This is a genomic window from Paracoccus fontiphilus (genome assembly GCF_017356265.1).
In the GTDB taxonomy this organism is placed as follows: domain Bacteria; phylum Pseudomonadota; class Alphaproteobacteria; order Rhodobacterales; family Rhodobacteraceae; genus Paracoccus; species Paracoccus fontiphilus.
In genome coordinates, this window is the sequence record NZ_JAFNAW010000022.1 from 1 (window position 1) to 19620 (window position 19620).

The window sequence follows — 19620 nt, forward strand, 5'->3', positions numbered from 1 at the left end:
CCCGCGACGCCCGTGCCCAGCGGCAGCACCGCAAGCCAGCGCTGCGCCAGCAGCGCGCCCGTCCACAAGACGCCCGCCACCGCCGCCAGGGCCAGCGCGCCCGGCATGGTCACGGCCGAGGACGACCCCGACAGCCAGGCGAGGATCTGGAAGGACCGCGTGTCGCCCACCGCCATCGCCGCCGACAGCAGGGCCGAGGCCAGCGCCGACACCGCGATCCCCGCCAGCAGCACGCGTTCGGCGGGCATGTCGCGGCGGCTGACGAAGGCGGCGATCAGCACCAGGGCCAGCGCGCCGCCCGCCATGGTGCCAAGCGCCAGGGCAACCGCCGTGGGCGCCGCCACCAGATAGACCACGCCCGCATAGCCCATCGCCGCCCCGCCCGAGACGCCCAGAACCTCGGGCGAGGCCAGGGGGTTGGCGGTCAGCCGCTGCAGGATCGCGCCCGCCAGGGCCAGTGCGGCCCCTGCCGCCGCCGCCGCGATCAGGCGCGGCAGGCGCATCGGCAGGAAGGCCGCATAGCTTTGCGCGTCCAGAACAGCCCATCCCCCCGGCACGCGGCCGATCCAGACCAGCACCAGCGCGGCCAGGACCAGGGCCACGGCCAACCCGATCAGCAGGGGCGCGGGACGGTCGCGGCGGGGGGCCGGACCCTCGGCACGCTCGGTCCCCGGCGGGGTCGATCCGCGCAGGCGGGGCAGCAGCCAGATCAGCAGCGGCCCGCCGATCAGCCCGGTCAGCGCGCCGGTCGGAAACATCTCGCCCGCCTGCCCCGCGACCAGCAGGACGACCCCATCGCAGACCGACAGGATCAACGCGCCGACAACAGGCGACAACGCCAGCAGGCGCGGGATCGAGGCCGCGCCCATCGTGCGTGCCAGCGCCGGCGCGGCAAGGCCCACAAAGGCGATCAGCCCCAGTTCGGCGGACACGGCGGCGGCAAGAACAACTGCCACCCCCACGGCCAGAAGGCGCACCCCCGCCACGTTCAGGCCAAGGCCCGATGCCCCCTCGACCCCCAGCGACAGCACGCGCAGGGGGCGCGCCAGCGCCGCCGCCGCAAGGCCGCCGAACGCCAGCACCCCCGCCAGCACGCGCACGCCCGACCAGTCCCCCTGCACCAGAGAGCCCCCGTTCCAGATCACCAGCGACAGCAGGTATTGGCCCTGCGCCAGCGTCATGGCCGTCGCGACCGCGCTGGCGGTCATCCCGACAAGCATCCCGGCGATCACGGTGGTGACGGGTGCAAAGCCCCGCCACGCGCCGATCAGCAGCACCAGTCCCGCCGCCAGTCCCGCACCAGCCAAGGCCACCGGCCAGCGGCCGTGATCCAGCAGGCCGGGCGTCAGCATCGTCGCCATGACCAGCGCAAGCTGCGCCCCCGCCGAGATGCCCAGCGTCGTCGGATCGGCCACCGGATTGCGCAGCACCACCTGCAGGATCGCGCCCGACAGGCCCAGCATCGCGCCCGCCAGCAGCGCCACCACTCCGCGCGGCATCAGCCCGAAGCCCAGCAGGATCTGGGCGATGTCCATGTTCCTTGGGTCCAGCGGCCAGCCGGGCCAGCGTTCGAAGGGCAGCAGGTGAAGCGCCGCAGCCAGCCACAAGGCCGTCGCGGCAAGCGCCGCCAGGGAAAGGGCCAGACGTGCCGTCATGCGATGGCCCGGGGTCCGGCCTCGAAGGCCCGGGCCAGGTGGTCGGCAAAGCGCAGCGCGGCAGGAACGGCGCCAAAGGCGTTGGTGGCGGGCAGAAGGTGGGTGCGCCCCTGGGCCACCGGGGGCAGGGCGCGCCACAGGATGCTGCGCCCCAACGCGCGTTCGGCAGCGGGCGGCAGGGTGCCGATGTTGACAAGCCGGGCCTCGGGCATCTGGGCCAGGCGCTCGATCGGGACGGGGGCAAGGAAGCTGAAGGCGGTGTTTCCCGACCAGGCGTTCCGCAGGCCCAGACGCTCCAGCGTGCTGCCGAACAGGCTGTCGAAGCCGAAGGCCCGCATGTGGCGCGCGTCCCCGATGTTGACCAAGGCCACGGGCCGGTCGCGGAACGGCGCCAGCCGCAGCGCCAGCCGGTCCAGCCTGTCTTGCGTCGCCGCCACGGCGCGCGTGCCCGCGTCCGGGTCGCCGATGGCATCGGCCATCATCGTCAGCGCCGACAGGACCTTGGCAAGGGGCGGCTCGCCCGGCGTGAAGAAGGGCAGCGACAGGACCGGGGCGATCTGGCGCAGCCTGTCCTCGTAGCGGGTGTAATAGGGCGAGGACAGGATCAGGTCGGGCCGGACCAGCTGCAGCAGCTCGAAATTCGGGGCGCCGCGCAGGCCCAAGTCGGTGACATCGGCGGGGATCGCGGGTGTGATCACATCGGCGCGGAACCGCACCAGTTCGGCGGCGGCGACCGGCATGTGGCCCAAGGCCACGGCGGTTTCCAGCATCGCCCAGTCGATGGCCGCAAGGCGCGGGGCGGGCGGGGCCGCCCGCAACGGAAAGCCCGCCGCCAGGAAGGCTCCGGCGGCGGTCAGGATCGCTCGGCGCGAGGGCAGGGTGCCCCCGCCGATCACCACTTGTAGCTGACCTTCGCGGTCACGGTGCGGCCCTCGCCGTAATAGCAGCCGAACCATCCGCAGGTGGACAGATAGACCTCGTCCGTCAGGTTGGCGACGTTCAGGGTCGCCTCGACATTGTCCCGGGCATAGGTGGCGCCCAGATCGACCAGCGTGAACGACTCCAGTTCGATCGTGTTGCTGACATCCATGCGGCTGCCGACGTGGCGGATGCCGCCGCCAGTGCGGATGCCGTTGCCCCAGTCATAGTCCACCCAGGCCGACGCCATGTGGCGCGGCGCGTTCCACATCGGCTGGCCGGTGTTGATCCCGCCCAGCTGTTCGGTGTCGTTATAGGCATAGGCGGCGCGGACGTTCCAGGACTGGCCGATGGCGGCCGTGGCCTCAAGCTCGATCCCGCGCGACTTCACCTCACCGATCTGGCGATACAGGTTGAAGCCGTCGGGGCTGGTGCCCGCCCACTGGTTCACGTTGGTCTGGCGCAGGTCGTAGAGCGCGGCGGTGATCAACCCGTCGAAGCCGGACGGCTGGTATTTCAGCCCGACTTCCCACTGCTCGCCCTCGGTCGGCTTCAGCGGCTGTTCCAGTTCGTTCAGGCCGGTCTGCGGATCGAACGAGGTGGCGTAGCTGACATAGGGCATCACGCCGTTGGCGAAGCGATAGGACAGCCCGGCCCGGCCCGTCAGCTCGCTCTCGTCGAATTCGGCGGGCACGCCGTATTGCGTGCCGGTCTGTTCCGCCCAGTCATAGCGCAGCCCGACCGACCCGCGCCAGTTGTCATAGATGATCTCGTCCTGGGCATAGAGGCCGACCTGCTTCAGCGTGACCGAACCCGCGTTCGGCGTGCCCTCGAAGACCGGCAGCGGACCCCCGTTGTCGGGGTTCAGCCAGTTGAAGGTGGTGCGGTCGCGTTCGATCAGGCTGCTTTCGTCGGCGTCGTATTTGCGGATGTCGGTCCCGAACAGCAGCTGGTGCGTCACCGCCCCGGTGATCGCCTCGCCCGACAGGCGGGTGTCCAGACTGATGCTGTCGCTGCTTTCGCTCTGCTGGCTGGCCCCGCGCAGGAAGCTGCCGTCCGCGCCGATCACCGCCCCGGTCGAGACATAGGTGCCGGTATAGTCCCAGTCCAGCTTTTCATAGCGGAAGCCCTGGCTGAGGGTCCAGCCGTTGTCCAGGTCGCGGCTGAACTCCAGGCCCAGGTTCCACATCGTGCGGTCGCTGTCGTCCCAGTTGGTCTGGCCGACGTACAGATCGCGCAGATCCTCGCCGTCGGCCAGTTCGGTCAGGCCGAAGGGAATCCCCACCGGCGAGATCGGCGCATCCTTGGTATAGGAGGCCAGGAAGTCGATGGTGGTCGCGTCATCGGGGTTCCAGCGGACGGCGCCGGCCAGGTAGCCGCGTTCGTTGTCCAGCTCGTCGATCTGGGTGCGGATGTCGCGGCCGGTGCCGGTCAGGCGCCAGGACAGGGTGTCGCCGGGCGCGCGGTTCACGTCGAAGAAGACCTGCTTGCCGTCGTTGCTGTCAAGGCCAAGCCCGACCTCTCCAAATTCGGTCGATTGGGCGCGCTTCTGCACCTGGTTGATGATCCCGGCCGGCATCCCCGCGCCGTAGAGCGACGAGGAGGGTCCGCGCAGCACCTCGATCTGCTGCATCCCGTAGGTTTCGTAATCGACCGAGCCGAAAAAGCGCCCTTGGCGCAAGCCGTTCACATATTGTGCCTTTTCCGTGCCAAAGCCGCGCAGGGTCGGGTTGTTGAAGCGCGGGTCGATGCCGAAAGGCTGGCCCACCACCCCGGCGGTGTAGCTCAGCGCCTCGCCCAGGTTGCGCGCGCCCTGATCCTCGATCTGGTCCTCGGTCACGACCGAAACCGACTGCTGGCTTTCGGAAATGGGCACCGCCGACTTGGTCGCCTGTGCGCCATTGGCGAAATACCCTGCCACGTCATCGACGGTCAGAGTGATGTCGCCCAGAACGAAGACGGAATCGTCCGAGGTCGTCGGGGAACCGGCATCCTGCGCCAGGACGGGACAGGACAGCGCAAGCGCGCTGGCGCTGGCAAGAAGCAGGGAACGGGGCAAGGCTTGCATGGGATACCTGAACAGGAAGGGCAGGGCTTTTGTCGCTGGAACGAGCAATCGCCCATGAACGACCTGCCCGTCAAGGATTCCCGACGAAAATGCTAGACCATTAACCCTGGTGTGGCATTTTCACGCCACGTCCCGCAGTACCCGCGGCTTCGGCCCGCCGGTGGCCCAGTCCAGCAGCTCGGCGGTATGGACGACCGGAACCCCCGTGCCCGATCCGATCTGCATCATGCAGCCGATGTTCCCGGCGCTGATGACCTGCGGCTTCGTGGCCTCCAGCGTGGCGACCTTTCGGGCCTTCAGTTCGGCGCTGATGGCGGGCTGCATCAGGTTGTAGGTGCCCGCCGAGCCGCAGCAGATGTGGCTGTCCTTGGGCTCCAGTACGGTGAAGCCCGCGTCAGCCAGCAGTTCCTTGGGCGTGGCCTTGATCTGCTGCCCGTGTTGCAGGGAACAGGCGGCGTGATAGCCCACCCGCAGGGGCGCGGCGTGGATCGCGTCCGACAGGCCCAGGTCGGCCATGACCTCGGTGATGTCCTTGGCCAGCCCGGCCACGCGGGCGGCGTCGGCCTCCAGCGGGTCGCCCGCGAACATGTGGCCATAGTCCTTGACGGTCGTGCCGCAGCCCGAGGTGTTGATGACCACCGCGTCCAGGCCGTCTCTGTTCACCTCGGCCATCACGGCGCGGATGTTGGCTGCGGCCATGGCATGGCTTTCGTCCGTGCGGCCCATGTGATGCGTCAGCGCGCCGCAACAACCCATGCCGCGCGGGATCACCACCTCGCAGCCATGGCGGCGCAGCAGGCGGATGGTGGCGTCGTTGATGTCGGTGTTCAGCGCCCGCTGCGCGCAGCCCGTCAGCAGCGCCACGCGCTTGCGACGCGTCCCTTCGGCCGCGAAGACCTGCGGGCGGTCGTTGAGGCTGGGGGGCGGGATGTCGCGCGGGGCCATGTCCAGCATCGCGCGCAGCCGCGCGTCGGGCATCAGGCGGCGCAAGGGACGGCCCAGTTGGGCGCCCCGCAGCGCCAGCCGGAAGCGGCGGGGATAGGGCAGGATCTTCGCCAGCAGCCAGCGCAGCAGGCGGTCGGGCAGGGGGCGGCGATAGTTCGCCTCGATGTATTCCCGCGCGTGATCGACCAGGTGCATGTAGTGCACGCCCGAGGGGCAGGTGGTCATGCAGGACAGGCAGGACAGGCAGCGGTCGATGTGCTGGACCGTCTTGGCGTCCGGCACGCGGCTGTTTTCCAGCATGTCCTTGATCAGGTAGATGCGCCCGCGCGGGCTGTCCAGTTCGTCGCCAAGCACCTTGTAGGTGGGGCAGGTGGCGGTGCAGAAGCCGCAATGGACGCAGGTGCGCAGGATTTCATTGCTGCGGGCGGTCAGCGGGTCGGCCAATTGTTCGGCGGTGAAGGTCGTTTGCATTTCAGGCGTCCATCAGGCCGGGGTTGAGGATGCCCGCCGGGTCGAAGCTGCGGCGCAGCCCGTCGTTCAGGCGCGCGACGGCCGGGGCCAGCGGCGGGAAAGCCGGGCCTTCGGCGCCGCCCCTGCGGACCAGCGTGGCATGGGGAACGAAGGCGCGCGGATTGCCGGGGCCGCGATACCAGACCAGCCCGCCGCCCCAGTCCAGCGAACAATCGCCGCCCATCGCCCGCAGTTTCACGCAGATGCCGGGCGCGTCGGTCGGCTTGCACAGGATGCGCCACAGCGGCCCGCCGCCGGCGAAATGCGCAACGTCGCGGATCGCCTCCCACGGGGCGTCGTCCGTTACCTGCGGCCGCAATTCCGCCAGCAGCGCGAGCAGCCGGTCGCGGCGATAGGCAAGCTGGCTGTCCAGCCCCTCCAGCCGCAGAAAGGCCGTGCCGCCGACATGGGCCGCGCCCGAGACCTCGTATGGGGTGGACAGCGCGGTCGTGAAGATGCGCAGGGCGGTGCTCTCGTCGATGCCGGGGAAGGCCAGCGTCGTGCGGGCGGGAGCCAAGGGCAGGGTCTTCAGAACAACCTCGGTCAGGATGCCCAGCGTGCCGTGGGAACCGGCCAGCAGCTTGGACAGGTCGAGGCCGGTGACGTTCTTCATCACCCGCCCGCCGTTCTTCAGCACGCGGCCCCGGCCATCGACAAAGCGCACCCCCAGCAGGTGATCGCGGCAGGCCCCCGCAGCCAAGCGGCGCGGGCCGGAGGCATTGGCCGCGACCACCCCGCCCAGCGTGGGCGTGCCGTTGCTGCCCAGGACAGCGCGCAGGTCGGGCGGCTCGAAGGCCAGGGCCTGGCCCTCGGCGGCCAGCATCTGCTGGATCTCGGGCAGCGGAGTGCCGGGGCGGGCGATCAGGGTCATCTCGCCCGGCGAATAGGTCACGACGCCGGACAGGCGCGACAGCGACAGGGTTTCCGCCACAAGCGGATTTTCGATCCGCGTGCCGCCGCCTGCAATACGCAAGGGGGTGCGGCGGGCATGGCAGTCGGCAATGATTTCCGCCAGTTCCGCCTCGGTCGCAGGGGCCAGATCCAGGACGACGGTCATTCGGCGGCCCTCGCGCGATATGCATTCCTGTGGGCGGCGCTGGCGTCCAGCGGAAAGACCTTGGCGGGGTTCAGAAGCCAGCCGGGGTCGAACACGTCCTTCACCTGCATCTGGATCGCCAGGTCGTCGGGCGCGTACTGGTCACCCATCAGGTCGCGCTTTTCCACGCCCACGCCATGTTCGCCGGTCAGGCAGCCGCCGACCTCGACGCACAAGCGCAGGATGTCGAAGCCGAAAGCCTCGGCGCGGGCCAGATCGCCGGGCTTGTTGGCGTCGAACAGGATCAAGGGGTGCATGTTGCCGTCGCCTGCATGGAAGACGTTGGCGACCTCCAGCCCGTGCTGGCGCGACAATTCTCCGATGCGGCGCAGGGTGTATGGCAACTGCCCCACCGGCACGGTCCCGTCCAGGCAGATATAGTCGCCCAGGCGGCCCATCGCGCCGAAGGCCGACTTGCGACCCTTCCAGATCGCCAGCGCCTCGTCGGCATTGCGGCTTTCGCGGAACTCGACGGGGTTCAGCGCATCGGCGATGGCGCGGATGCGGGCGATCTGGTCGTCGATCTCGGCCCGCGATCCCTCGACCTCGACGATCAGCACGGCGGGGCAGTCCGGATAGCCCGCCTTGGCGAATGCCTCGACCGCGCGCAGGCAGGGTTCGTCCATGTATTCGATGGCGACGGGCAGAACGCCGGACCGGATGATGTTGGCCACGCATTCGCCCGCGACCTCGGGGGACTCGAACCCGATCAGCACGGGCCGCGCGCCTTCGGGACGGGGCAGGATGCGCAGCGTGGCCTCGGTCACGACGCCAAGCTGGCCTTCGGACCCGCAGAGCACGCCCAGCAGGTCCAGGCCCATGGGGCCCAGTTCCGGCCCGCCCAGTTCGACGACCTCTCCGCTGGTCAGCACCACCGTCGCGCCCAGCAGGTTGTTGGTCGTGACCCCGTATTTCAGGCAATGCGCCCCGCCCGAGTTCATGGCGATGTTGCCCGCGATGGTGCAGGCCAGTTGCGAGGACGGGTCGGGCGCGTAGAAGAAGCCCATCGGTTCCAGTTCCGCGCTGACCGACAGGTTGGTTACGCCGGTCTGGACGCGGATGAAGCGGTTGTCGGTGTCGATTTCCAGCACGTCGCGCAGGCGCATGGTGCCCAGGATCACGCTGTCGGCGGTGGGCAGCGCGCCGCCCGCCAGCGACGTGCCCGCCCCGCGCGGCACCACCGGCACGCCCAAGTCGCCGCAGACCTTCATGGCCGCCGCGACCTCGGCCGTCGAACGCGGCAGGACCACGGCCAGCGGCGGGCAGCGATAGGCGGTCAGCGCGTCGCATTCATAGGCGCGCGTTTCCTGCGGGTCGTCGATCACCGCGTCGGGGGGCAGGACGGCGCGCAGGGCCGCGACGATCTGCGGGCCGCGGGCAATGATGCGCCCGTCGGGCGTCGGCATGGCGATGGACATGGCTGTGCCTCCCTGTTCCCCTTTTGGTAAAATAAATTGACCAAGCCTGTCAATTGCGATGAGATGGGGCCATGGATATGGGTGTTCCATGAGCGATTTTTCCATCCGCCCCGAACGCGCGGCCGAGGCCGTGGCCCGGCATATCGAGACGCTGATCCTGGAAGGCTCGCTCGCCGCGGGCGAGGCGCTGCTGCCCGAACGCGACCTGGCCCTCCGCCTGAACGTCTCGCGCCCGACGCTCCGCGACGGGTTGAAGCTGTTGCAGGACCGGGGGCTGCTGGTGGGCGAGAAGGGGCGTGGGCTTCGCGTGGCGGGGCTTGGCCGGACGGCGATCACCGATCCGCTGCTGGCGCTGCTGGCCGAGCGGCCCGAAGTCGAGGACGACTACCTGGATTTCCGCGACGTGGTGGAAAGCCATGCGGCGGGTCTGGCCGCCGCCCGCGCGACTCCGCTGGACCGCGACCATGTCGCCGCCGCGCTGGAGCGGATCGAGGCCGCCCATGCCGCCGCCGTCCCCGCCGACGAGGCCGATGCCGATGCCGCGCTGCACCAGGCGATCTACGAGGCCAGCCACAACCTGGTCCTGCTGCAGATCATGCGGGCGCTGTCGGGAAACCTGCGCAGCAACGTGGCGGCCAACCGGGCGCGCATGTTCACCCGGCCCCGGGTGCGCGATCACCTTCTGGCCCAGCACCGCGCCATTGCCGAGGCGATCCTGAAAGGCGATCCCGATGCCGCCCGCGCCGCCGCCCATGCCCACCTGGCCTATGTCCGCCAGGCGGCCCGCGACATCGCCGAGGCCGAGGCCCATGGGGAAACCGCCCGCCGCCGCCAGTCGGGCGGTGGGTTGGGGCAACGGCGCTAGGCCATGACCGATCCCCAGTCCGACCCCGCCGCCTTCCTGCGCAGCCTGATCGACCGGGCGGTCGAGGTTGCCGATCCCATGCGGTCGCTGGCGGCCCATCTGCCGCCCAGGCCGGCCGGACGGGTGGTCGTGATCGGCGCGGGCAAGGCCAGCGCCCGCATGGCCGAGGCGGTCGAGGCCGCCTGGGGCCCCTGCGAGGGGCTGGTCATCACCCGTTACGGGTATGGCCGCCCGTGCCGGGGCATCCGGATCGTCGAGGCCGCCCATCCCGTCCCCGACGAGGCCGGTGCCCGGGCCACGCTGCAGATGCTGGATCTGCTGGCCGGCTTGGGCGACGGCGATGTCGTTCTGGCGCTGATCTCGGGCGGGGCCTCGGCGCTGCTTTGCGCCCCCGTGCAGGGGGTGACGCTGGCCGAAAAGCAGGCGGTGAACGCGGGTCTGCTAGCCTCGGGCGCGCCGATCGGGCGGATGAACATCGTCCGCAAGCACCTGAGCCGGGTGAAGGGCGGGCAGCTTGCCGCGGCGGCCTGGCCCGCGCGGATGCTGTCGCTGATGATCTCGGACGTTCCGGGCGACGATCCGGCCCTGATCGGATCGGGGCCGACCGTGGGCGACGAATCGACCCCCGCCGATGCGCTTGCGGTTCTGGACCGATGGGGGGTCGCGGTGCCGGCCAGCGTCAGCCGCGCCCTGCACGGGCGCAGTGGTGTGGTTCCGCCCGGCGACGCGCGCCTGTCGCGGACCGAGAACCGAGTGGTTGCCGCCCCTGCCCAATCGCTGGCCGCCGCCGCCGACCTGGCCCGGGCGGCGGGCTGCGCCGTCGAGATCCTGGGCGACTCGCTGGAAGGCGAGGCCCGGGAGGTCGCGGCAGCCCATGCGCGCCTGATCCTGGACCGGCGGGCCGCGCGCGCCCCGGCCGAGGCGCCCCTGGTGATCCTGTCGGGAGGCGAGCTGACCGTGACCCGCCGGGGCGACGGGATCGGTGGGCCGAATGCGGAATACTGCCTGGCGCTTGCGCTGGCTCTGGACGGGGCGGCGGGCATCCACGCCCTTGCCTGCGACACCGACGGCGTCGACGGCGCGGCCGAGGTCGCCGGTGCCCTGATCGGCCCGGACACGCTGGCCCGCGCCGGGCGGGCCGAGGCGGTCCGGGCGCTGGCGACGAACAACGCGCACGGGTTCTTTCGGCAAATTGACGCTGCTGTCGTCACGGGTCCCACATTGACCAATGTCAATGATTTCCGGGCCGTTTTGATCCTTTGATTGTTGTTTGACGGCTCAGAAAAGAAATTTTGTTTTTGTGATGGCGGAATGTCGCCTGCTTGACACTTGGTCCGGCGCAATGGGGCTATCAGTGATGTCGCGCAGTCGTGGTGCGTAGACATCTGGGTTAAGTGCGAGTTCAGGCTATCCCGTCGCATTGGTTGATGCGGTGCCCCATGGGGCCGGGATAGCCATTTTTGCTGCTTCCGCCACGCGATTTCCTGGTTTACTGGTAGGTCATTGCCCTGCATGACGGACCAATGCGCAATGGTTGACCCGCTGGATTATGCCCATCTGTTCGACGCGCGTATCCTGACGGGTTTGTCCAAGGACCAGAAACATGCGCTTCTGGCGTCCTGCACCGCCCGCGTCCTGAAATCCCCGACCACCATCCTGCGTCAGGGCGAGCAGACGACCGGAGGCTATCTTGTCGCGTCGGGCCGGGTCGAGGTCAATTACGTCGACAGTTCGGGCAACCAGGTCATCGTGCACATCGCCAGCGCCGGCGAGATGCTGGGCGAGGTCGAGGCCCTGTCGGGGCGCCCCTGCGCCTGCAGTTGCCTGACCATGCCCGACACGACCGTGCTGTTCTGCCCCGCCAAGGCGCTTTGCACGCACATGCCCTCCGAGGTTCTGATCCCGAATCTCTGCGCCCTGCTGCATGACAGGCTGATGCGGGAAAACCGCAACAAGGCGGCGGACCACTATTACACCGCGCAGCAGCGGCTTCGCCTGTACCTGCAGCAACTGACCAGCGAATCCGAGGATGCGGTGCGCATCAGCCAGTCCCAGCTTGGCGTGGTGATCGGCTGTTCGCGCCAGACGGTGAACAGGATGCTGGGAGAGTTGCGCGACGAAGGCATCATCGAACTGGGCCGCAATGCCGTGCGCATCCTGGACCAGGCGCGGCTGGCCGCCGGCGCGCCGGTCATGGAGTGATCAGCGCAGGTCGGCGATGACGCGGCCGTCATTGGGCAGGCTGCCCGGCGCCACCACCTCGACCGAGCCTTTCAGGCGGGTGATCTCGGCCAGTTTCCGGGCCAGGGGGGCTGCGGCGCTGTCGTCGGCATGTTCGGCCAGCAGATGCATCCGGTCCTGTTCGCCGCTGCGGCTGATTTCCAGCCGCAGGCGGCCGCAGCCGGGAACGCCGCGGCCGATGGCGGCGATCTGTTCGGGACGCACGAACATGCCCTTGACCTTGGCGGCCTGGTCGGCGCGGCCCATCCAGCCCTTGATGCGGCGTCCGCCCGTGCTGCCTGCGAAGATCGCCGACAGGTCGCCCGTGGCGAAGCGCAGCAACGGATAGTCGGCGTCCAGCCGCGTCACCACGATCTCGCCCACCTCGCCATCCGCCACGGGATCGCCCGTGCCGGGGCGGACGATCTCGACGATCACCCCGTCGTTCAGCACCATGCCCGGCCCGCCGTCCTCATAGGCCACGATCCCCAAGTCGGCGGTGCCGTAGCACTGGCTGACCGCGACGCCGCGCCCGGCCAGTTCCGCGCGCAAGCTGTCGGGCAGGGCCGCGCCCGTGACCATGCCGATTTCCAGGCAGGTGCGGTCGATGCCGCCTTCGTCGGCCTTGTCCAGCAGGATCTTCAGAAAATCCGGCACGCCGACATAGACGCGCGGGCGGTACTGCCCGATGGCGGTCATCTGGTCGGCGGTGTTGCCGGGACCCGAGGGAATGACCGGGCAGCCCAGGGCCTCGGCCCCGGCCTCGAAGATGAAGGCGGCGGGGGTCAGGTGATAGGAGAAGGTGTTCAGGATCACGTCGCCCGGCTGCACCCCGGCAGCCCGCAGGGCCGCCGCCGACCCCCACCAGTCCGGCCCGCGCCCCTCGGGGTCGAAGATCGGCCCGGGCGAGACGAACAGGCGGCGCAGATGGCCGACCGGGCTGCCGGCGAGGCCCCCGAAGGGCGCCGCTTGCGCCTGCATCGCGACCAGGTCCGACTTGCGCAGGACCGGCAGACGCGCCAGGTCGGCCAGGCTGTCCAGCGGCGCATCGGGCAGGTCCGCCCAGAAGGGCTGGTCGGCGCGCATCCGCGCCAGTTGCGCGTTCAGCCGCTCAAGCGGGTTCCCCGCGCGGGCGTCGCGGTCAAGGTCGGGATCGGCAATCATGGGCTTTCCTCAGGCCAGCCAGCGCTTGCGCCGGCGATAGTGTTTGACGTTGCGGTAGTCGGTGTGTTCGGCCCCGCCCAGATAGAAGTCCTGTACGTCGGGGTTCGACTTCAGCGTCTCGGCCGACCCCGACATCACGACCTGCCCCTGTTCGATCAGGTAGGCCCGGCCCACGATGTCCAGGGTGGCGGCGGCGTTCTGTTCGACCAGCAGGACCGACATCTTCTGCCGGGCGTTGATCTCCTGGATGATGCCGAAGATTTCCTGCACCAGCAGCGGCGACAGCCCCAGGGACGGCTCGTCCAGCATGATGAGTTTCGGTTCGGTCATCAGCGCCCGGCCGATCGCCAGCATCTGCTGCTCGCCGCCCGACAGGTATCCGGCCTTGGACTTGATCCGCTCCTTGAGGCGCGGGAAATAGGCATAGACCTGTTCGCGCAGCTCGTTGAACCGGGAAATGCTGCGCCCGCGATAGGCCGCCACCAGGTTTTCGTCGGGCGTCAGGTGGCCGAAGATGCGGCGGCCCTCCAGCACGTGCACCAGGCCCGAGGCCACCCGTTCGGGCGCCCCCATGTCCAGGATCGAGCGGTCGCCCCAGCGGATTTCACCGCGCGTGACCAGCCCGCGCTCGGGGCCCAAGAGCCCCGAGATGGATTTCAGCGTCGTCGACTTGCCCGCGCCGTTCGATCCCAGCAGGGCGACCATCTCTCCCTCGGCCACCTCCAGCGAGACGCCCTTGATGGCCAGGAAGACCTTGTCATAGATCACCTCGACGTTTTCCAGGGTCAGCGCGGGCATGGCGTCAGTGCCCCGCCTTGTATTCGGCGGCCGACTTCTCGATCACGCTGCGGATCAGGTCGGGATAGGCCGCGTGCCAGTCGCTGACCGGAACCCATTTCTCGCCATCCCATTCCGAAACCCGGCCGGCGCCGCCGCCCTGGTGGTCCTCGGCGGTGTAGGTGACGGGGGGCATCAGGCCCTCGGCGTCATAGCCCGCGATCTTCTCGAAGCCTGCCTTCAGGCTTTCGCCCGTCAGCGGCTGACCGCCCTCCATGCCCAGCCGCGCGGCCTCGACCGCGACGGCCATCGTCGCCACGCCCAGGTTGTAGTAGCTGGTGCCGACATTGGCCGCGTCGCCCGACCCCTTGCCCGGCGCGATGACCTTTTCCTGGATGCGCTGGATGATCGGGTGCTCGGTTCCTGCGGCCGTCGCTTCGAACCGCTTCACGCCCTTCATGGCCGGGCCCACGTTGGCGGCGTCGGTTTCGGCCAGCCAGATCACCGAATGGATCTGCTCGGGGCGGATGCCGTTCTGGATGGCGGTCTTCACCGACACGGCCTGCCCGCCGCCCGCGCCCCAGATCAGGACGTAGTCGGGGCGATAGCGCCGCACCTCGGACCAGGCGGCGGACTGTTCGTTGCCGGGGCTGGCATAGGGGAAGGCCTGGAACTCGAACTTTTCCTGTTCGGCAAGCGCGGTCAGGATCGGCCCCGGTTCGCGCCCGAAGGGGCTGTCGATATGGACGATGGCGATCTTCTTGCCTTCAAGCCCGCCGTTGTTCTTCATGTGCTCGATCAGGTTGGCGGCCTGCGCCCAGTAGGTCGCGAACATCGGGAAGACATAGGGAAAGACCGTGCCGTCCGACGCGTCGCCCCGGCCATGGGCGGGGGTGATGACCACGTTCTTGTCGGCCTGCGCCTGGTCCAGGATCGCGGCGGACACGGGCGTGGACAGGAAGTCGAACAGGACCGCGCCTTCCTCCTTGGCGCGGTTATAGGCCTCGATCCCGCGCTGCGGCTGGTTGCCGGTGTCGCGCACGATGGCCGTCACCGTGTTGCCCTCGCCCAGGGTGCCCTCGGCGTTCGCCAGCGCCAGATAGTCCTGCTGGCCTTGGTTGTACTGCCCGGTCACGAAGGTGTAGACCGCCGTGAAATCCTGCAGCAGCCCGAACTTGACGTCCTCGGCGGCCACGGGGGCGGACAGGCCCGCGACAAGGGCTGTGGTCAGCGCCAGCTTGCGCAGAAAGGTCATGTGTCTTCCTCCCATCATTTCCCCCTCCCCAGGGGTTTCAGCTTCTGGCGTGGCGGAACGGCCAGACCAGGAAATACTTGCGGATGTTGTCGTAGATTTTCGCCAGCCCCAGCGGCTCCAGCAGCAGGAAGCCGATGATCATGGCGCCGTAGATCATCAAGGGCAGGTGCGAGAGAAAATTCTGGCTGACCGGCACCCAGCCGGCTGCCGCCAGTCCCGACACCAGGTTCGTCAGGAAGATCGGCGCCAGCAGCACGAAACCCGCGCCCAGCCAGGATCCGATCACGGAACCAAGGCCCCCCACCAGCACCATGGCGACCAACTGGATCGAGACGTTGAAGCCGAACTGTTCCGGCGTCACCGCGCGATAGAAGCAGAAGGCCAGGATCGCACCGGTGACTCCGCCCATGAAGGAGGACGTGAAGAAGGCCATCAGCTTGGTCTTGAACGGATCGACCCCGATCACGGCGGCGGCGAAGTCCTTGTCCCGGATCGCCACAAGGGCACGCCCGAACGAGGTGCGCTTGACGTTCATGAAGAACACTGTCAGCAGCACCGCCCAGCCAAGCGCCAGCCAATAGCGCGCGGCGAGGCTTTCGACGGGAAAGAACAGGAAGCTGACGGCGGGCGTGCGCAGGGTGGCGTGCGCGCCGCCGGAAATGGCGGGGACGTTCACCACGACCCAATCGATCAGATACTGCATCGCCAGCGTGGCCATCACGAGGTACAGCCCCTTCACCCGCAAGGCCGCGCCGCCGAAGACCGCGCCGATCACCGCCGAGATCAGGCCCGACAGCAGCAGCGCCAGCTCGAACGGCACGCCCGCCCGGACCAGGTGGATCGAGGCATAGGCTCCGATCGCCATCACGGCGGCAAAGCCGAAATGCAGCTGCCCCGCCAGACCCATGAGCAGCGTCAAGGACAGCGCCGCCGCCGACCAGATCACCCAGGGCAGGACATAGCTGCCAAGATACAGCGGCGAGACATAGAGCGGCGCCAGCAGCGCAAGGATCAGCAGCGCGATCACCAGCCAGCGGTCGGTGGGGATCTTCCACAGCTTGCGGTCGGCTTCGTAGCTGGTGTGATAGGTGCCCGAGAGACGATAGAACATGGGTCAGATCCTCTCGATGTCTTCTCGGCCGAAGATGCCGAAGGGGCGGACCATGATGGTCAGCAGGATGATGAGGGACGTGACCACGTCGCGCGTCGATCCGCCCGCGATGCTGTCCAGGTATCCGGGAATGACCGTGCCCAGCACGCCGACCAGGATGCCGCCCACGACCACGCCGGGGACCGAATCGACGCCGCCCAGGATCACCACGGCGACGGCGGGGAACAGCAGCGTGGACAGCGTCCAGTCCACCCCCTGCGACGATCCCCACAGCGCGCCCGCGACCACCGCGGCGATGCCCGCAAGGCCCCAGGAAATCCCGATGGCGCGCTCGACCGAGATGCCCACTGCCCAGCTTGACACATGGTCATCCGACACGGCGCGCAGCTTGGTCCCCAGCCTTGTGCGGAAGAACAGCAGCGAGGCGCCGACCAGCAGCAGGGCCACGATGCCGCCATAAAGCGAGGTGCGGTTGATGAACACGTCGCCGATGATGATGGGGGCGAAGTCGATCCCCAGGTCGACGGGCTTCGGCGTCGATCCCAGGATGCCGGGGACGAGGCCGCGCAGCAGGATCTCCAGTCCCAGGGTCAGCATGACGACCATGATGACCGGCTGGCCCACCATGCGGCGCAGCAGCAGGCGTTCCACGACCAAGCCGAAGCCGAACATGATCGCGGCGGCAATGGGAATGGCGATCCAGACGTTCAGCCCCCAGGCCATGACCAGCCAGACGGCATAGCCGGCGGTCATCACCAGCGCGCCCTGCGCCAGGTTCGGCACGCCCGCCGACTTGTAGATCAGCACGAAGCCTAGGGCGACCAGCGAATACATCAGCCCGGTCAGCGCGCCCGAGATCAGCAGTTCAATGAAATACGCCATCATGCGGCCCCCTTCACGTCGGACAGCCGCAGCACCCGGTCCAGCGACCCGGTCTGGCCGTTTTCATAGGTGATCCGCGCCTTGAAGTCGATTTCCCGGGCACCTGCGTTCAGCGCCTGAATGATCGGCCCATAGCGGTCGTCGATCACGTTGCGCTTGAGCTTGCGGGTGCGCGTGACCTCTCCGTCGTCGGGGTCGAATTCCTTGTGCAGGTTGACGAAGCGGTCGATGGACAGCCCATGCGGCAGATGCGCGTTCACGTCCGTGATCTGGCCCGCGATCAAGTCATAGATGCGCGGCTGCTGCGAGAGTTCCGCATAGGAGGTGTAGGGCACCCCATGTTCCTGCGCCCATTGCCCGACCGCCTGGAAGTCGATGCAGACGATCGCCACCAGCATGTCGCGGCCCTGCCCGATCACCGCCGCGTCCTTGATGTAGGGCGAGAACTTCAGCCGGTTCTCGATATAGGTCGGGATGAAGCGGGTGCCGTCGCGCTTTTCCACCACCTCGGAGACGCGGCCCAGCACGACCAACTGCCCGTCCGGCTCGATCTGGCCCGCGTCGCCGGTGTGCAGCCAGCCGTCCTGCAACGCCTGGGCGCTGGCCTTGGGATTCTGGAAATAGCCGTCGAAGATGTTGTCGCCGCGCAGCAGGATCTCGCCGTGTTCGTCGATCTTCATCTCGACGCCGGGGAAGGGGCGGCCGACGGTGGTCAAGGATATGTCCTCGGGTTTCTGGGCGACCGCCAGCGCGCAGTTTTCGGTCTGGCCGTAGAACTGGCGCAGGTTCAGGCCGATGGCGCGGAACCACAGGAACACGTCCTCGCCAATGGCCTCGCCCGCGGTATAGGCGCGCTTGACCCGGCCCAGGCCCAACTGGTCGCGGATCGGGCCATAGATCAGCCATTCGCCCAGCCACTGGGTCAGCCCGCCGCCCGTCCCCTTGCCGTCCAGCTTGGCGCGTTCGGCCGCCATGGCGCGGGGCATGAACCAGTCATACAGGCGCCGTTTCAACCCGGTTGTTTCCGCGATCCCCACCTGCACGCGGGTCAGCATGGCTGACCAGGCGCGGGGGGATGCGAAATACAGCGTCGGGGCCATTTCCCGCAGGTCGTGCAGGGCCGTTTCATTGGCCTCGGGGATGTTGACGGTAAAGCGCAGTTCGGTCGCCGCGCCGACGGAAAAGATGAAGTCGCCCACCCAGGCCATCGGCAGATAGGCCATGTGGACCTCGCCTGCCTGGAAGTAGCCGGCGGCGGCAGCGTTGCGGACGCCCGACAGGACATGGCCGTGCTTCAAGGGAATGCCCTTGGGCGCCCCGGTGGTGCCGGACGAATGCATCAGGACCACGGTGTCGTGGACATTGGCGCGGGCGATCAGCGCCTGCGCCAGCCCGGGATCGGCCTTGAGGCGCGCCGCGCCCTCGGCCCGGATCGTGTCGAACCCGGCCACCCCGTCCGGTTCGCGGCCCGCAAGCCCGCGCGGGTCGTCGTAGATCACCAGCGACAGATGCGTCCAGCGGCCCTTGGCCTCCAGCATCTTGTCCACCTGCTCCTGGTCCTCGGCCACGGCGACGCGGATGTCCTCGCGCTCCATCTGGGCGGCCAGTTCCTCGGTCGGGGCGTCGGCATAGGCGGGAGACGGGATGGCCCGCAGGCAGGCCGCGCCCAGCATGGCGAAATACAGGTTCGGGCGGTTGTCGCCGATCACCATGAGCACATCGCCGGGACGCACGCCGCGCGCTTCAAGGCCTGCCGCGAATTCCGTCACGGCGCGCAGGTAGTCGGCCCAGCTGTATTCCTGCCAGATGCCGTGGTCGCGTTCGCGCATGGCGACCTGATCCGGAACCTCGGCGGCGTTGCGGGCCAGCCGGGCCAGGATCGTGTCGTCGTCGCGCCAGTTGGGGTGCAGCGCCTTGGCCTGCGCCGTCATCGCGGGGTCATGCTGCATGGCGGGGCTTTCCGATATAGGCTTCGACCACGCGCGGATCGGCGATGGCCTCGCGCGCAGGGCCTTGCGCGATCTCTTGCCCGTTGTTCAGCACCAGCACCCGGTCGCAGAGCGCGGTCACCACATCCATGTGATGCTCGATGATCAGCACGGTCAGGCCCAACGCCTCCTGCGCGTCCAGGATGAAGCGGACCATGTATTCCTTTTCCTCCTGGTTCATGCCCGCCATCGGCTCGTCTAGGACCAGCAGCTTGGGCTCGGCGCACAAGGCGCGGGCCAGCTCGACCCGCTTCTGCAGGCCCAGCGGGATCACGTCCACATGCTCGTCGCGGGCGGGGGCCAGTTGCAGAAGGTCGATCACCTCCTCGACATGGCGGCGGTGCGCGACTTCTTCCTTTTGCGCCCACCAGGGATAGAAGAAGGACGCCAGCGGGTTCGGCTTCATGAAGATGTGCCGGCCCATCAGGATGTTGTCCAGGACCGACATCCCGTGGAACAGCGCGACGTTCTGGAAGGTCCGCGCCACGCCCATCCCGGCGATGCGGAACGGCTTCAGCCCGTTGATCTGCCGCCCGTCCAGCGTGATGCGGCCTTCCTGCGGGGGGTAAAATCCGGTGATCGCGTTGACCAGCGTGGTCTTGCCCGACCCGTTCGGCCCGACAAGGCCGAAGATCTCGCCCCGCCGCACCGCGACCGAGACGTTCTTCAGCGCGACCACCCCGCCGAAGCGGCGGACGATGTTGTCGCAGACAAGGGTGTGTTCGCCGCTCATGCGGGCAGGCGTCCG

General features: G+C 68.6%; 16 protein-coding genes. 3 read left to right on the forward strand and 13 right to left on the reverse strand.

The window, feature by feature from the left end; genetic code table 11:
- From J0F76_RS09705 to J0F76_RS09730, 6 genes are all read right to left on the reverse strand, one after another.
- The coding region (locus J0F76_RS09705; RefSeq protein ID WP_207468537.1) for an iron ABC transporter permease at positions 1-1655 on the reverse strand (1655 nt) is incomplete at its 3' end.
- Positions 1652-2551: an ABC transporter substrate-binding protein gene (locus J0F76_RS09710; protein WP_207468687.1), complete on the reverse strand. Its 900-nt coding sequence runs from the start codon at positions 2549-2551 to the stop codon at positions 1652-1654. The genes J0F76_RS09710 and J0F76_RS09705, both read right to left, overlap by 4 nt.
- A complete protein-coding gene (locus J0F76_RS09715; protein WP_207468547.1) occupies positions 2548-4641 on the reverse strand; it encodes a TonB-dependent siderophore receptor in 2094 nt (697 codons plus the stop codon). The genes J0F76_RS09710 and J0F76_RS09715 overlap by 4 nt, the downstream gene beginning before the upstream one ends.
- A gap of 120 nt (positions 4642-4761) precedes the next feature.
- Positions 4762-6057, reverse strand: a complete 1296-nt coding sequence (gene glcF / locus J0F76_RS09720) for a glycolate oxidase subunit GlcF (RefSeq protein ID WP_207468557.1) — start codon at positions 6055-6057, stop codon at positions 4762-4764.
- Position 6058: 1 nt separating this feature from the next.
- Positions 6059-7135, reverse strand: a complete 1077-nt coding sequence (locus J0F76_RS09725; RefSeq protein WP_207468689.1) for an FAD-binding protein — start codon at positions 7133-7135, stop codon at positions 6059-6061.
- Positions 7136-7149: 14 nt separating this feature from the next.
- Positions 7150-8604, reverse strand: coding sequence for an FAD-linked oxidase C-terminal domain-containing protein (locus J0F76_RS09730; protein WP_207468691.1), 1455 nt, complete (start codon positions 8602-8604; stop codon positions 7150-7152).
- A gap of 94 nt (positions 8605-8698) precedes the next feature.
- On the opposite strand from J0F76_RS09730, the gene J0F76_RS09735 reads away from it, so the two are divergent.
- From J0F76_RS09735 to J0F76_RS09745, 3 genes are all read left to right on the forward strand, one after another.
- Complete coding sequence (locus J0F76_RS09735) at positions 8699-9475, forward strand: FadR/GntR family transcriptional regulator (RefSeq protein ID WP_207468567.1); 777 nt, start codon at positions 8699-8701, stop codon at positions 9473-9475.
- Between the two features lie 3 nt (positions 9476-9478).
- The gene (locus J0F76_RS09740) at positions 9479-10738 is read left to right on the forward strand and encodes a glycerate kinase type-2 family protein (protein WP_207468569.1); all 1260 of its coding nucleotides are present in this window, start codon (positions 9479-9481) and stop codon (positions 10736-10738) included.
- Between the two features lie 267 nt (positions 10739-11005).
- Positions 11006-11677 (forward strand): Crp/Fnr family transcriptional regulator, encoded by a 672-nt coding sequence (locus J0F76_RS09745; RefSeq protein WP_207468572.1) that lies wholly within the window; start codon positions 11006-11008, stop codon positions 11675-11677.
- Here J0F76_RS09745 and J0F76_RS09750 read toward each other — a convergent pair whose 3' ends face one another.
- The 7 genes from J0F76_RS09750 to J0F76_RS09780 are packed head-to-tail and all read right to left on the reverse strand — an operon-like array spanning position 11678 to position 19605.
- Positions 11678-12859 (reverse strand): phenylacetate--CoA ligase family protein, encoded by a 1182-nt coding sequence (locus tag J0F76_RS09750; RefSeq protein WP_207468574.1) that lies wholly within the window; start codon positions 12857-12859, stop codon positions 11678-11680.
- A gap of 9 nt (positions 12860-12868) precedes the next feature.
- Positions 12869-13657, reverse strand: coding sequence for an ABC transporter ATP-binding protein (locus tag J0F76_RS09755; RefSeq protein ID WP_207468576.1), 789 nt, complete (start codon positions 13655-13657; stop codon positions 12869-12871).
- A 4-nt stretch (positions 13658-13661) separates the two neighbouring features.
- Positions 13662-14891, reverse strand: a complete 1230-nt coding sequence (locus J0F76_RS09760) for an ABC transporter substrate-binding protein (RefSeq protein WP_207468578.1) — start codon at positions 14889-14891, stop codon at positions 13662-13664.
- Positions 14892-14928: 37 nt separating this feature from the next.
- Positions 14929-16002, reverse strand: coding sequence for a branched-chain amino acid ABC transporter permease (locus tag J0F76_RS09765; protein WP_207468580.1), 1074 nt, complete (start codon positions 16000-16002; stop codon positions 14929-14931).
- Positions 16003-16005: 3 nt separating this feature from the next.
- Positions 16006-16884, reverse strand: coding sequence for a branched-chain amino acid ABC transporter permease (locus tag J0F76_RS09770; RefSeq protein WP_242690111.1), 879 nt, complete (start codon positions 16882-16884; stop codon positions 16006-16008).
- The gene (locus J0F76_RS09775) at positions 16884-18833 is read right to left on the reverse strand and encodes an AMP-dependent synthetase/ligase (protein WP_242690112.1); all 1950 of its coding nucleotides are present in this window, start codon (positions 18831-18833) and stop codon (positions 16884-16886) included. Before J0F76_RS09775 ends, J0F76_RS09770 begins: the two co-directional genes overlap by 1 nt.
- Positions 18823-19605, reverse strand: a complete 783-nt coding sequence (locus J0F76_RS09780) for an ABC transporter ATP-binding protein (RefSeq protein ID WP_207468584.1) — start codon at positions 19603-19605, stop codon at positions 18823-18825. The genes J0F76_RS09775 and J0F76_RS09780 overlap by 11 nt, the downstream gene beginning before the upstream one ends.
- Positions 19606-19620 lie beyond the last annotated feature (15 nt).

What these genes read in the sequence shown, in the direction of transcription:
- J0F76_RS09775 (WP_242690112.1), bottom strand. Translation starts at nt 18,833, where the DNA reads ATGCAGCATGACCCCGCGATGACGGCGCAGGCCAAGGCGCTGCACCCC.
- glcF (WP_207468557.1), bottom strand. Translation starts at nt 6,057, where the DNA reads ATGCAAACGACCTTCACCGCCGAACAATTGGCCGACCCGCTGACCGCC.
- J0F76_RS09750 (WP_207468574.1), bottom strand. Translation starts at nt 12,859, where the DNA reads ATGATTGCCGATCCCGACCTTGACCGCGACGCCCGCGCGGGGAACCCG.
- J0F76_RS09770 (WP_242690111.1), bottom strand. Translation starts at nt 16,884, where the DNA reads ATGGCGTATTTCATTGAACTGCTGATCTCGGGCGCGCTGACCGGGCTG.
- J0F76_RS09745 (WP_207468572.1), top strand. Translation starts at nt 11,006, where the DNA reads ATGGTTGACCCGCTGGATTATGCCCATCTGTTCGACGCGCGTATCCTG.
- J0F76_RS09715 (WP_207468547.1), bottom strand. Translation starts at nt 4,641, where the DNA reads ATGCAAGCCTTGCCCCGTTCCCTGCTTCTTGCCAGCGCCAGCGCGCTT.
- J0F76_RS09765 (WP_207468580.1), bottom strand. Translation starts at nt 16,002, where the DNA reads ATGTTCTATCGTCTCTCGGGCACCTATCACACCAGCTACGAAGCCGAC.
- J0F76_RS09755 (WP_207468576.1), bottom strand. Translation starts at nt 13,657, where the DNA reads ATGCCCGCGCTGACCCTGGAAAACGTCGAGGTGATCTATGACAAGGTC.
- J0F76_RS09740 (WP_207468569.1), top strand. Translation starts at nt 9,479, where the DNA reads ATGACCGATCCCCAGTCCGACCCCGCCGCCTTCCTGCGCAGCCTGATC.
- J0F76_RS09780 (WP_207468584.1), bottom strand. Translation starts at nt 19,605, where the DNA reads ATGAGCGGCGAACACACCCTTGTCTGCGACAACATCGTCCGCCGCTTC.
- J0F76_RS09735 (WP_207468567.1), top strand. Translation starts at nt 8,699, where the DNA reads ATGAGCGATTTTTCCATCCGCCCCGAACGCGCGGCCGAGGCCGTGGCC.
- J0F76_RS09760 (WP_207468578.1), bottom strand. Translation starts at nt 14,891, where the DNA reads ATGACCTTTCTGCGCAAGCTGGCGCTGACCACAGCCCTTGTCGCGGGC.